The sequence below is a fragment of the Streptomyces sp. CBMA152 genome, assembly GCF_014596475.1.
Lineage (GTDB): Bacteria > Actinomycetota > Actinomycetes > Streptomycetales > Streptomycetaceae > Streptomyces.
Map to the genome: position 1 here is coordinate 121259 of NZ_MECJ01000017.1, position 12755 is coordinate 134013.

Annotated in this window: 15 protein-coding genes; 8 read left to right on the forward strand and 7 right to left on the reverse strand. The window is 71.4% G+C overall.

Going from position 1 to position 12755, the window contains the following annotated elements; all coding sequences use genetic code 11:
- Position 1: 1 nt before the first annotated feature.
- From BG418_RS16705 to BG418_RS16725, 5 genes are all read right to left on the reverse strand, one after another.
- Positions 2 to 700, reverse strand: coding sequence for a B3/4 domain-containing protein (locus BG418_RS16705; protein ID WP_188274679.1), 699 nt, complete (start codon positions 698 to 700; stop codon positions 2 to 4).
- A 13-nt stretch (positions 701 to 713) separates the two neighbouring features.
- The gene (locus BG418_RS16710; protein ID WP_188274680.1) at positions 714 to 1313 is read right to left on the reverse strand and encodes a transglutaminase family protein; all 600 of its coding nucleotides are present in this window, start codon (positions 1311 to 1313) and stop codon (positions 714 to 716) included.
- Between the two features lie 72 nt (positions 1314 to 1385).
- Positions 1386 to 2447, reverse strand: a complete 1062-nt coding sequence (locus BG418_RS16715; protein ID WP_188274800.1) for a low specificity L-threonine aldolase — start codon at positions 2445 to 2447, stop codon at positions 1386 to 1388.
- A complete protein-coding gene (locus BG418_RS16720; RefSeq protein ID WP_188274681.1) occupies positions 2444 to 3205 on the reverse strand; it encodes an SDR family NAD(P)-dependent oxidoreductase in 762 nt (253 codons plus the stop codon). Before BG418_RS16720 ends, BG418_RS16715 begins: the two co-directional genes overlap by 4 nt.
- 23 nt (positions 3206 to 3228) lie before the next feature.
- A complete protein-coding gene (locus BG418_RS16725) occupies positions 3229 to 4623 on the reverse strand; it encodes a DUF6421 family protein (protein WP_188274682.1) in 1395 nt (464 codons plus the stop codon).
- Between the two features lie 288 nt (positions 4624 to 4911).
- Here BG418_RS16725 and BG418_RS40545 point away from each other — a divergent pair, with 288 nt between their 5' ends.
- Entirely contained in the window at positions 4912 to 5037 is a 126-nt protein-coding gene (locus BG418_RS40545; protein WP_262928592.1) for a hypothetical protein, read from the forward strand.
- Positions 5038 to 5107: 70 nt separating this feature from the next.
- Entirely contained in the window at positions 5108 to 5791 is a 684-nt protein-coding gene (locus BG418_RS16730) for a glycerophosphodiester phosphodiesterase family protein (protein ID WP_188274683.1), read from the forward strand.
- A gap of 24 nt (positions 5792 to 5815) precedes the next feature.
- On the opposite strand, the gene BG418_RS16735 is transcribed toward BG418_RS16730, so the two are convergent.
- Positions 5816 to 6358, reverse strand: a complete 543-nt coding sequence (locus tag BG418_RS16735) for a GNAT family N-acetyltransferase (RefSeq protein ID WP_188274684.1) — start codon at positions 6356 to 6358, stop codon at positions 5816 to 5818.
- Between the two features lie 199 nt (positions 6359 to 6557).
- Between BG418_RS16735 and BG418_RS16740 the strand changes: the two genes are divergently transcribed.
- The 5 genes from BG418_RS16740 (at position 6558) to BG418_RS16760 (ending at position 11186) form a co-directional block, all read left to right on the forward strand.
- Entirely contained in the window at positions 6558 to 7136 is a 579-nt protein-coding gene (locus tag BG418_RS16740; protein ID WP_188274685.1) for a DUF5134 domain-containing protein, read from the forward strand.
- 106 nt (positions 7137 to 7242) lie between these two features.
- Positions 7243 to 8178, forward strand: a complete 936-nt coding sequence (locus BG418_RS16745; protein ID WP_188274686.1) for a M56 family metallopeptidase — start codon at positions 7243 to 7245, stop codon at positions 8176 to 8178.
- An 83-nt stretch (positions 8179 to 8261) separates the two neighbouring features.
- Positions 8262 to 9059, forward strand: a complete 798-nt coding sequence (locus BG418_RS16750; RefSeq protein ID WP_188274687.1) for an HAD family hydrolase — start codon at positions 8262 to 8264, stop codon at positions 9057 to 9059.
- Positions 9060 to 9103: 44 nt separating this feature from the next.
- Positions 9104 to 9721, forward strand: a complete 618-nt coding sequence (locus BG418_RS16755; protein WP_188274688.1) for a TetR/AcrR family transcriptional regulator — start codon at positions 9104 to 9106, stop codon at positions 9719 to 9721.
- A 100-nt stretch (positions 9722 to 9821) separates the two neighbouring features.
- Positions 9822 to 11186 (forward strand): FAD-dependent oxidoreductase, encoded by a 1365-nt coding sequence (locus BG418_RS16760; RefSeq protein ID WP_188274689.1) that lies wholly within the window; start codon positions 9822 to 9824, stop codon positions 11184 to 11186.
- A 4-nt stretch (positions 11187 to 11190) separates the two neighbouring features.
- Here BG418_RS16760 and BG418_RS16765 read toward each other — a convergent pair whose 3' ends face one another.
- Positions 11191 to 11547 (reverse strand): helix-turn-helix transcriptional regulator, encoded by a 357-nt coding sequence (locus tag BG418_RS16765; RefSeq protein WP_188274690.1) that lies wholly within the window; start codon positions 11545 to 11547, stop codon positions 11191 to 11193.
- A gap of 116 nt (positions 11548 to 11663) precedes the next feature.
- Here BG418_RS16765 and BG418_RS16770 point away from each other — a divergent pair, with 116 nt between their 5' ends.
- Positions 11664 to 12755 (forward strand): NADH:flavin oxidoreductase/NADH oxidase, encoded by a 1092-nt coding sequence (locus tag BG418_RS16770; RefSeq protein ID WP_398999091.1) that lies wholly within the window; start codon positions 11664 to 11666, stop codon positions 12753 to 12755.

Consider the following 12755-nt stretch of genomic DNA (forward strand, 5'->3'; position numbering starts at 1 on the left):
GTCACGCCCCGGCGCCCACCGGTGCGTGCACGGTGATCCGCGCACCGGGGCTGGCCTTCTCCAGGAGCTCGGCGAGCTCGGCTCCCGCCGTCTGGAGATCGCAGTGCGGCGCCATCCCCTCCAGCAGGAACAACGCGCTGGTCGACTCCTCGGTCAGCCGGGTGCGCACCCCCTGGCGCCAGTTCCAGCGACGGCAGGTCACGCCCTCGTCGTCGCACCACACCACCTCGCCCGCGTCCGGGTGCTCGATCACCGTCTCGCCGCCCGCGACCGTGGGGAACGGCTCGTCGCCGACGGCCCGCACCAGCCGCATCGACCCCTTGATCAGCTCGGCGTCCTCGCCGCCGACCGGGACGAGATGGGCGACGCTGATCGCGTTGTAGACGTCCACGAGCCGGTTGACCCGCGGCAGCCCGCCGTCGGCGAGCGCGCGCTTGGCCAGCGCCTCGGCGGAGTTGCGCGTACGGGACGGCTTGGCGCCGAACGCCGTGTACGCGGCGCGCCAGGCGACCATGTGCGGGTCCTCGTGCGGGGCGAGGCCGCCGAGCCGTTCGCGCAGCCGCCGCGCGGCCTCGTCCAGCAGGGCCGAACTCGCCGCGTCACTGGGGCCGTTGACGAGTTCGCGGGCCTCGACGGCGACATGGGTGAAGCCGGGCGCGAGCGCGCGGACCTCGTCGGAGACGGTGAGCGTGAACGTCATGATCGGTCGTGCCTCACAGTTCGGTCGGGAGCGTCCGCCAGAGATACGGACGGTCGGGCGCGGCCTTCAGAGCGGCCAGCACCACAGGATGCGGTACATCATAGAGTACCGGGTAGTCCACCTCACTGAACTCCGAGCGAGCCTTCCAGGCCAGCCGCTCCTCCCCCACGGAAAACTGGGCGTCGACCCCGGGCTTGTTCCCGCGCACGTCCTGCCGGGCCCACTCCCGCTCGCCGGGCAGCTTGAGGGCGACCAGGCCATGGACGGCGGGGTTCGAGCCGTCGTCATCCGCGAGCCGCTGGTAGCAGAGGGCGGCCGGTATCCCCTCGGCCCGCAGCAGCGCGGCATAGGCGTGGGACTTGGCGTAACAGATGCCGGTGCCCTGCTCCAGGACGTCGGAGGCCCGCCAGGTGACACGCATGTCGCCCGAGTCCTGGGAGTGCGGGATGGTGTCGCGGGCGAATTCATAGGCGCGCTTGGCGTATGAGTATGCGTCGAGTGCGTCGGACGCGAGCTTCGCCGCGAGGGTGCGTACGAGCGGGTGGTCGTGGTCGATGACCTCGTCCGACACGAGGTAGGCCGCGAGTTCAGGGTTCCGCTGAGTGAGCCGCATGGCACGGGAGCGTACGAAAGCGGCCGACCGTAAGTCAATGACTTTACGGTCGGCCACATATCTATCCAGCGATTAGCGGGACATCTCCTCCTTGAGCGCCGCCAGGAAGCCGTCCACGTCGTCCTCGGTGGTGTCGTACGAGCACATCCAGCGGACGTCGCCGGCCGCCTCGTCCCAGAAGTAGAAGCGGTAGCGCTTCTGCAGCCGCTCGCTGACGTCGTGCGGAAGGCGCGCGAAGACCGCGTTCGCCTGGACCGGGTAGAGGATCTCGACGCCGCCGACCGCGCTCACACCGTCGGCGAGCCGCCGGGCCATCGCGTTGGCGTGGCGCGCGTTGCGCAGCCACAGGTCCTTGGCGAGCAGCGCCTCCAACTGCACTGACACAAAACGCATCTTGGAGGCGAGCTGCATCGACATCTTGCGGATGTGCTTCATCCGGCGCACCGCGTCGGGGTTGAGCACGACGACGGCCTCGCCGAACATCATCCCGTTCTTGGTCCCGCCGTACGAGAGTACGTCGACGCCCACCGCGTTGGTGAACGCCCGCATCGGTACGTCGAGCGAGGCCGCGGCGTTGGCCAGCCGGGCTCCGTCGAGGTGCACCTTCATGCCCAGCTGATGGGCGTGGTCGCAGATCGCGCGGATCTCGTCGGGCGTGTAGACCGTGCCCAGTTCGGTGTTCTGGGCGAGCGAGACGACCTGCGGCATGGCCCGGTGCTCGTCGTCCCAGCCCCACGCCTGCCGGTCGATGAGCTCGGGGGTGAGCTTCCCGTCCGGCGTGGGCACGGTGAGCAGCTTGAGGCCCGCCATGCGCTCCGGCGCACCGCCCTCGTCCACGTTGATGTGCGCGGTCTCGGCGCACACCACCGAACCCCAGCGGTCGGTCAGCGCCTGCAGCGCCACCACGTTGGCGCCCGTGCCGTTGAAGACCGGGAACGCCTGCGCGTCGGCGCCGAAGTGGCTGTGGATGACCCGCTGGAGGTGGTCGGTGTACTCGTCCTCGCCGTAGGAGATCTGGTGACCTCCGTTGGCGAGGGCTATCGCGGCCAGGATCTCGGGGTGCACACCGGCGTAGTTGTCGCTGGCGAAGCCGCGCACCTCGGGGTCGTGGTGGCGGCGCGCGTCCGTCCTCACGGCTTCGGGGTCAGCCACAGACGCTGTCCGTTCACTTCCGCCGCGGGCTTGTCCCAGACCCCGGCGATCTCCTGGGCGAGCTCCTTGACGTCGGTGAAGCCCGCGAACTTCGCGTTCGGGCGCTCCTCGCGCATCGCGTCGTGCACCAGCGCCTTGATCACCAGGATGACGGCGGCGGCGCCCGGGCCCTCGTCGCCGCCCGCCTTGCGGAAGGCGTCGGCGAGCGCGAGCGTCCACGCCTCGGCGGCGGCCTTGCCCGCGTTGTACGCGGCGTTGTTGGCCGTCGGCTTGTGCGCGCCGGACTGGCTCACCAGCACATAGCGGCCGCGGTCGCTGCGCAGCAGGCCCTCGTGGAAGGCGAGCGAGGTGTGCTGAACCGTCTTGATCAGCAGCTTCTCCAGGAGCTCCCAGTCGGCGAGGTCCGTCTCGGCGAAGGACGCGCTGCCGCGCCAGCCGCCGACGAGGTGGACCAGGCCGTCGATGCGGCCGAACTCCTTCTCGGTGCGCGCCGCCCACTCGCGGGTCGCGTCCAGATCCAGCAGGTCGACGGTGTCGCCCACCACGGTCGCCCCGCCGTGCGCGTAGCGCGCCGCGTCCACGGCCTCCGCGAGGCGTGCCGCGTCCGCGTCGGACGCCACCACGACGGCACCCGCCTCGGCGAGCGTGAGCAGGGCGGCGCGGCCCGCCGGGCCCGCCGCCCCGGCCACCGCGATCACGGCGCCGCTGAGCGGCCCGTTGCCATTCCCGTTGCCGTTCATGATCGTCTCCTCCGCACGAGCGCTCACGCGGCGGCTCGCTCGGCACTCGCCGCGGTGATTCCCTTGGTGGAGGCAATCACGTCCTTCAGCTTCTTGGCGAGTGCCTCATAGAACATGCTCAGGGGAAACTCGTCCGCAAGCACGTCGTCGACGAGTTTGCGCGGCGGCTGCGAGAGGTCCAGGGCGTCGGGGCCCTTGGCCCAGCGGGATCCCGGGTGCGGCGCGAGATAGGTCGAGACCAGGTCGTACGCGGCGAACCAGTGCACCAGCTTCGGGCGGTCGATGCCGTCCCGGTAGAGCTTCTCGATCTCGGCGCACAGCTGGTTGGTGACGGCCGGGGCCTGCTCCCAGTCGATGTGCAGCTGGTTGTCGGTCCAGCGCACCACGTCGTGCTTGTGGAGGTACGCGAAGAGGAGCTGGCCGCCGAGGCCGTCGTAGTTGCGCACGCGGTCGCCGGAGACGGGGAAGCGGAACATCCGGTCGAAGAGCACCGCGTACTGCACATCGCGGCCGTGCTGGTTGCCCTCGGCCTCCAGCTTCACGGCCTCCTTGAAGGCGGTGAGGTCGCAGCGCAGCTCCTCCAGGCCGTACATCCAGAACGGCTGGCGCTGCTTGATCATGAACGGGTCGAACGGCAGGTCGCCGTGGCTGTGCGTGCGGTCGTGGATCATGTCCCAGAGCACGAACGCCTTCTCGCAGCGCTCCTGGTCGCCGACCATCTCGGCGATGTCCTCGGGCAGTTGGACGCCGAGGAGGTCGACGGCCGCCTCGGTCACGCGGCGGAAGCGCGCGGCCTCGCGGTCGCAGAAGATGCCGCCCCAGGTGAAGCGCTCGGGCGCCTCGCGCACGGCGATGGTCTCCGGGAAGAGGACGGCCGAGTTGGTGTCGTACCCGGCGGTGAAGTCCTCGAAGGCGATGCCGCAGAACAGCGGGTTGTCGTACCGCGTGGCCTCAAGATCGGCCAGCCACTCGGGCCACACCATGCGCAGCACGACCGCTTCGAGGTTGCGGTCCGGGTTGCCGTTCTGCGTGTACATGGGGAAGACGACCAGGCGCTGCAGGCCGTCGGCGCGGTCCGCGGCCGGGTGGAAGGCCAGCAGCGAGTCCAGGAAGTCCGGCACGTCGAAGGCGCCGTCGGCCCACTTGCGCAGGTCCGCGACGAGCGCGCGGTGGTACGCGGCGTCGTGCGGCAGCAGCGGGGACAGCTCCTCGACCGCGTCGACGATCCGCTCGACCACGGCCTCGACGGCCGCGCGGGTGGGCGCGCCCTCGGCGTCGAAGTCGATGGATCCGTCCTTGGACTGCCAGGGCCGGATCTCCTCGACGGAACGCTTGAGCACGGACCAGGCAGGGTGCTCGACCACCGGCCGGTCGGCGATGGCGCCGGCGACCACGTCCTGCACAAGAATTTCCGTCATGTCACTTCCTCCACGGGAGAACCTCGCGTTAAGACACCGTATCCGTGTTCGGTTCACCGGCTCAAGAGGGATATCGGGAAATTATCCTGCACACCTTCACGCGGGCCGCTGTTCTTCCTGCTATCGGCGCCCGAGGCGCACGCTTCTATCACAGCGCGGACGTAGTGCCAAACCCGTCAAGCTCCGGGGGACTCGCCCACCCCCGGGTGACACCTCTGGCCGCGGGACACCCCGGACGGGTAGGACGGAGAGGTCCCTCCAGTCCCCCGAGTGCGGAGGCGTGACCCCATGAGTACCCGCGCCGTCCTTGTCGCAGCCCTCATCACCGGACTCGTCCTGGGCATCGCGGCCACCCGGGGAAACGACTCCGCCGCCCCGCGCGAGCCGGGGTCCATCGCGCGGGCGGGCCGTTAGGCTGCGGCACTGCCGCGTGGGCACGGGACCGCCCGCGCGCGATCCGCCGTCGACGGAAGCGAGGCCTGTCTTGACGTTCCTCACCATCGGTCATCGCGGGGTCATGGGTGTCGAGCCGGAGAACACCCTGCGTTCGTTCGTCCGCGCCGAACGCGCGGGCATGGACGCCATCGAACTCGATCTGCATCTGAGCAAGGACGGCGCCCTCGTCGTGCTGCACGACGCCGATGTGGACCGCACCACGGACGGGACGGGCCCGGTGGCCGAGAAGACGGTCGCCGAGCTGCGCGAGCTGGACGCCGGTCAGGGCGAGCGCATCCCGCTCTTCGAGGAGGTCCTGGACGCGGTCGGCACACCGCTCCAGGCCGAGATCAAGGATGTGGCGGCCGCCGTCGAGCTGGCGCGCGTCATCCACGCGCGCGACCTCGTCGGCCGCGTCACGGTGTCGTCGTTCCACGACGAGGCGCTGGCCCGGATGGTGTCGCTGGTGCCGGGCGTACGGACCGTACTGATCGCGAGCCAGTGGGAGGACGAACTCGTCGACCGGGCCAGGGCGGTGGGCGCGCACGCGCTGTCGCTGGACATCCACCACCTCACGCTGGCGGCCGTCGAGCGCGCGCACGCCGCGTCCTTGCAGGTGATCGGCTGGGTGGTGAACACCCAGGACCATCTGCGGCTGGTGCGCGCGCTGGGCCTCGACGGCGCGATCACGGACTGCCCGGAGATCCGCCGCACCGGCCGCTTCACCGCCTGAACCGGCCGGAGGCCCGGCGGTCCGTCAGGCCAACTCCTTGACCAGCAGCTCGAATTCGAGGTCCGCGCGCTGCGGGATGCCGAAGCGGTCGTCGCCGTACGGGAAGGGCGTCATCCTTCCGGTACGGCGGTAGCCGCGCCGCTCGTACCAGGCGATCAGCTCGTCGCGCACCGAGATCACGGTCATGTGCATCTCGGTGACGCCCCACGCCTCGCGGGCGGTGCGCTCGGCCTCGGCGATGATCTCCTTGCCGAGGCCGCTGCCCTGGAGCTCGGGGCGGACCGCGAACATCCCGAAGTAGGCGGCGTCGCCCCGGTGTTCGAGCTGGCAGCAGGCGACGATACGGCCGTCCCGCTCCACCGTGAGGAGTCGGCTGCCCGGGCTGTGGATCACCTGGCGCACGCCCTCGGGGTCGGTGCGCTGGCCTTCGAGGATGTCCGCCTCGGTGGTCCAGCCGGCCCGGCTGGAGTCCCCGCGATAGGCCGACTCGATGAGCGGTACCAGCTCCTCGACATCGGCTTCGGTGGCGTCCCGGTAGCTCAGCTCTCCGGCGCGGGTGGTGTCCATGGCGAACCTTCTCCCAACTGCATCAATACGTCGTACGTCACGGGGGCACCACGAGCGTATCCCTCTCCCCCGTACCCCCTTGGACGGCTCCAGGTCGCGGGCGTGCGCTCCCCCGGTGTGCCCTTGCGCCCGCGTGCGCGGCGCTTCCCGTGGGCATCGACTCCTCGGCAGGGCCACACGTCGAGCGGGGAGGTGGGCCATGCACGGATCCGCGCTGTCCGGCTGGCTGCTCGTGGCGGTGTGCGCGGCGGCGGGCGCGTACTGCCTGATGCGGCTGCGCAGCGACTGCGAGCGGGCGCGCAGTTCGGCCGGCGGCGAGGCGGTGATGGGCTTCGGCATGGCCGCGATGGCCGTCCCTGCGGCCTTCGTCACCCCGCCGTCGTGGCTGTCCGCCGCCTACGCCGCGGTCTTCGGCGCCGCGGCCCTGCGCGCGGGCTGGCTGATCCGCGCCACGACCGCGAAGAGCGCCGGAACCCATCATCTGCACCATGCGATCGGCACGCTCGCCATGGTCTACATGGCCCTGGCCATGAGCTCGCCCGGCAGCCACACCTCGCACCACGACCACGCGGGCCCCGCCGGGGGCATTCCACTCGTCACCGGGGCGCTGCTCGTCTACTACGTGGCCTACGTGCTCACCACGGGCGCGCGACTGCTCCCGGCGGCGGGACCGGCCCGCGAGGGCACGGCGATCGCCTGGGGCGCACGGCCCGAACTCGCCCTGGCCTGCCGGTTGTCGATGGGAATCGCGATGCTCGCCATGCTCATCGCACTCTGATCCCGAGCCGCGCACCTTGGTCGATGATCGTGATCAAAACGTGGCGTGCGTCACTTGACGCACGAGGTCATACCTATGGGCAGGACCCCGCTCATAGGCTGAGGCCATGATGGTCTCCCTCGCGCTGCTGGCGCTCGGCGTCGTGTCCGCCGTGGTGGCCCCGCGGCTGTTCGCGCGCGCCCACTGGGCCGAGCGCGAGCCGGTGGTGGCGCTGTGGGTCTGGCAGTGCGTGGTGGCGGCGGTGCTGCTCTGCTTCGCGCTCGCGATGGTCTTCAGCGCGGCGGCGGCCTGGCAGACGGTACGGGGGCAGGTGTTCGCCCCGGCCCCGCGCGCGGTGGTCGACGCGTACGCGCTCGGCCCGTACGGCCCGTGGTCGGCGGCGCTCGCGGTGCTGCTGTTCTGCGGCGGCGCCTGGACCGCGGCGATGCTCACCCGGGAGATCCGCGAGGCCCGCGCGCGGCGCCGGGCACGCCGCTCCGAACTGCTCGTCCGCGCGCCCCTGCTGCCCGGCGAGGAGCCCGGCGGGGCGCCGCTGGTGGTCCTGGAGGCGCAGCGCCCAGACGCCTGGTGGCTGCCCGGTCCGATGCACCAACTGGTCATCACCACGGCGGCACTTCGCCGCCTGAAAGGCCGTCAGCTCGACGCCGTGCTCGCCCATGAGCAGGGCCACGCGCGCGCCCGCCACGACTGGCTGCTGCACTGCTCGGCCGCGCTGGCCAACGGGTTCCCGAAGATCCCGGTGTTCGCCGCGTTCCGGGACGAGATGCACCGCCTTGTCGAACTGGCCGCGGACGACGTGGCGTCGCGGCGCTACGGGCGGCTCACGATCGCGCTCGCACTGGTCGAACTCAACGAGGACCGTGGGCTGTTCGGCCCCTGCCCCGCCCCGCACGGCGAGGTACGGCAGCGGGTGAAGCGCCTGCTGGGCGGCGCGCCCCGGCTCACCGCGGGCCACCGGCTCCGCCTCACGGCGGCGGCCGCACTGGTCCCGGTGGTCCCCCTCCTGGTGGCCTTCGTCCCGGGCCTGCGCGCGCTGGGCTAGCCATCCGTACGCTCCAGCGACGCGAACCACCCGAGCCCGACAGGGCTTGATCCGGCCGGGCCACGCGGGGAAGGATCGCGACCATGGCGATCGAGGGTGTGCTGTTCGATTTCTCCGGGACGCTGCTGCGCGTCGAGTCGACGCGCGAATGGCTGTCCGCCGTTCTCGATGAGACCGGCACAGCACTGACCGATGAGCAACTAGCAGTAACTGCACAGCAGTTGGCGGACGTGGGCGCGCTGCCGGGCGGCAGCAATCCCCTCCGCGTACCACCGCATCTGGCGGAGCTGTGGGCGACCCGCGACCAGAGCTCCGCGCTGCACCGGGCCGCGTACACGGGCCTGGCGCGGGAGGTGACATTGTCAGATCCGCAGTTGTACACCGCGCTCTACGACCGGCACATGACACCGGCCGCCTGGCACCCGTACCCCGACACGGAGGCGGTCCTGGCCGGGCTGCGGGAGCGGGGCGTCAAGGTGGCCGTGGTCAGCAACATCGGCTGGGATCTGCGGCCGGTCTTCCGCGCGCACGGCCTGGACGACCTGGTGGACGCCTGTGTGCTGTCGTACGAGCACGGGGTGCAGAAGCCGGACGTACGGCTGTTCCGGGCAGCCTGCGAGGCCGCCGGGTGCGATCCGGGCGAGGTGCTGATGGTCGGCGACGACCGCCGGGCGGACGGCGGTGCGGCGGCTCTCGGCTGTGCGGTGCACTTCGTCGACCATCTGCCGGTCGGAGAACGGCCCGCCGGGCTCACTCCCGTACTGGACCTCGTCGACCAGGGCAGATTCGGGCCGCCCTTTCTGGGTGATCCCCCGCGTCACCCAGAAAGGGCAGCAAATCCGCAGGCCAGAACCCCCGGGAGGGGTTCCCGCATACGGTGACCTGAGTATATTGGCTCAGAGCCAGTCAACGCAGGAGTTACAGCATGTCCCCGCGAAGCGCATCGGTCAATGAAGAGTTGCGCCGACGTTCCCGTGAACGGCTGCTCCAGGCGACAGTCGAGCTGGTTGCGGAGCGCGGCTACGAGGCGACCACCCTCGGCGACATCGCCGACCGGGCCGGGTCGGCCCGCGGCCTGGTCTCGTACTACTTCCCGGGCAAGCGCCAACTGCTCCAGTCGGCGGTCCACCGGGTCATGCACCTGGCCCTGCACGCGGGGCTTGAGCAGGAGCCGCGCACCGACGACGGCCGCGAGCGCCTGGCCCGGGCCATCGACGCCATACTGGCCCTCACCTATGTGCACCCCGTCCTGATGCGGGCCCATATGGCCGGCATCCTCCAGGCCGAGGGATTCGTGCAATGCCCCGAGCAGCAACGATTGTCCTGGCTGCTGCGGGACACGATGGAGCGCTACGGCTCGCAGGACGTGGAGGCCGACTACCCGATGCTCCGCGCGCTGCTGATGGGCGCGGTCTTCGCGGCGCTGCTGCCCGGCGCGCCCATGGAGGTGCCCCGGCTGCGCGCCGAGCTGTTCCAGCGGTTCGGGCTCGAATGGGAGCTGGGCAACCCGCCGCCGCAGGGGAAACCGCTCGCCGTGCCGTGACGCCCGAGGCGAAACCGTTCGCCGTCCCCTGACGCCGCGCGCGCACCGGTGCGATGCTGGAGTCCCTGGTGGGTTCCACCCGCGGAAGGGAGTTCCCTTCGTGCTGCGTATCGCCGTCGTCGGTTCCGGGCCGAGCGGGGTCTACACCGCCCAGTCACTTCTCACCCAGAGCGCCGTGCCCGGACTGCGGGTCGACGTCCTCGACCGGCTGCCCTGTCCGTACGGCCTGGTGCGGTACGGGGTGGCGCCCGACCACGAGAAGATCAAGTCGCTCCAGAACAACCTGCGGGCCGTCCTGGAGGACGAGCGGATCACGTTCCTCGGCCATGTCCAGATCGGGCCCGGCGGCATCGCGCCCGAGCAGCTGCTTGGGCTGTACCACGCGGTGGTGTACTGCGTGGGCGCGGCCGCCGACCGCCGGCTCGGGATTCCGGGCGAGGACCTGCCGGGCAGCTGCTCGGCCACCGACTTCGTCTCCTGGTACAGCGCCCACCCGGACGCCGAGGGCAACGCTTTCTCCCCCGACTGGCTCGACGCGCGCGCGGCCGTCGTGATCGGCGCGGGCAATGTGGCCGTCGACGTCGCCCGGATCCTCTCGCGCGGCGCCGACGAGCTGCGGCCCACCGACGTGCCGCACGCGGCGCTCGACGCACTGGCCGCCGGACGAGTGCGCGAGGTGCACATGGCCGCGCGGCGCGGCCCCTCGCAGGCGAAGTTCACCACCAAAGAACTGCGCGAGCTCGGGGCGCTGCCGGGCGCCGAGGTGAGCGTGGACGGCGCCGAACTGGCCCTGGATCCCGGCTACTTGGACCCGTCCGCGCTGCCCGCCGCAGTCCGCCGCAACGTGGAGGTGCTGCGCGGCTGGGCCGGGGGCCGCGAGCCGCGCGAGGTGGAGCGTCTGCTGCGGCTGCGGTTCTTCCTGCGCCCGGTGGAGATCCTGGAGCGGGACGGGCGGGTCGGCGGCGTCCGGTTCGAGCGGACGGTGCCGGACGGGTCCGGCGGCGTGCGCGGCACCGGCACGTACGAGGACATCGAGGCCCAGCTGGTCCTGCGGGCCGTCGGCTACCTCGGGGTCCCGCTCGCCGGGCTCCCGTTCGACGCGTCGAGCGGGACGGTGCCGAACGCGGCGGGACGCGTACTGCGCGACGGGGTGCCCTCGCCCGGCGAGTACGTGGCCGGCTGGATCAAGCGCGGCCCGACCGGCGTGATCGGCACCAACCGGCCGTGCGCCAAGGAGACGGTGACCTCGCTCCTGGAGGACGCTCCCGCGCTCGCCCTGCGCCCGGTCCAGGGTGAACCTCTGGACTCCCTGCGGGAGTCGGGGCTCCGGCCGGTGGAGTGGCGCGGCTGGCTGGACATCGAGCGCGCGGAGGCGGAGCTGGGGCAGTCGCTCGGCCGGGGTTCGGTGAAGATCCCGGACTGGGACGGGCTGTTGGCGGCGGGGCTGGGACAAGTACCGGGCTAGCCGCCTACACGGCGTCGCCGCTCACCCTCGCCGCCTGTCGGGCCGCCGCGTCCAGGACGCTGTCGAGCAGGCCCGGGAAGAGCGCTTCCAGGTCCGCGCGGCGCAGGCCGTTCATCTTGGCGGTGCCCCGGTAGACCTGCTGGACGACGCCGTTCTCGCGCAGCACGCGGAAGTGGTGTGTCGTCGTCGACTTCGTGACGGGCAGCTCGAAGCACGAGCAGGAGAGCTCGTCGGCGGCGGCCGCGAGGTCGCGGACCACGCTCAGCCGGATCGGGTCGGAGAGCGCGTGCAGCACCCCCTCCAGGCGGATCTCGTCGCGCGCCGGATGGTCGAGTTCACGCTTGCTCGTTGCTGTGGACACCGTCCCATTGTACGAGAGTCATCGTAGTTTGACATTCCCCGTACTACGATGAGTATCGTACTAAGCGAACCCGGCGTCGCCCCCGGCGCCGCGGCCCGTCCTGGATGGAGTCTGCCGTGTCTGCTGCGAGTGCCCTGTTCGAGCCCTACACCCTGCGGTCGCTGACCTTCCCGAACCGGGTCTGGATGGCCCCGATGTGCCAGTACAGCGCCGAGGCCTTCGGCCCGAACGCGGGTGTGGCGACCGACTGGCACCTCGCCCACTACGGGGCCCGCGCGGCCGGCGGCACCGGCCTGATCCTCGTCGAGGCGACCGCCGTCAGCCCCGAGGGCCGCATCTCCCCCGGAGACCTCGGCATCTGGAACGACACCCAGGTCGAGGCGCTGCGCCGGATCACCGCGCTCCTGGAGAGCCAGGGGACGGTGCCCGGAATCCAGATCGCCCACGCGGGGCGCAAGGCGAGCACGGACAGCCCCTGGCGGGGCGGCGCTCCGCTCGCCCCCGACACCGAGGAGGGCTGGCAGCCGCTCGGCCCGAGCCCGGTCGCCTTCGGCCCGAACCACACGGTACCGGCAGAGCTGACGGTTGATCAGATACGGGAGATCGTCGGCCAGTTCGCCGACGCCGCCCGGCGCGCGCTGGACGCCGGGTTCAAGGTCGTCGAGATCCATGGCGCCCACGGCTATCTGATCGGCGAGTTCCTCTCCCCGCACTCCAACACGCGTACCGACGCGTACGGCGGCTCGTTCGAGAACCGCGTCCGGTTCGCCCTCGAAGTCGCCGACGCCGTACGGGCGGTGTGGCCCGAGGAGCTGCCGCTGTTCTTCCGCATCTCGGCCACCGACTGGCTGGACGAGGGCGGCTGGACCGCCGACGAGACCGTCCGCCTCGCCGTGCTGCTCAAGGAGCACGGCGTGGACCTGCTCGACGTGTCGACCGGCGGCAACGCGGCAGGCGTGCGCATTCCCGTCGCGCCCAACTACCAGGTCCCGTTCGCGACCCGGGTGCGCAACGAGAGCGCGCTGCCCGTCGCCACCGTCGGCCTGATCACCGAGCCCGCCCAGGCCGAGAAGATCCTCGCCAACGGCGAGGCGGACGCGATCCTGCTCGGCCGCGAACTCCTCCGCAACCCGGCCTGGGCCCGCCAGGCGGCCCGCGAACTGGGCGGCGAGGTCCACGTCCCGAACCAGTACTCCTGGGCGATCTGA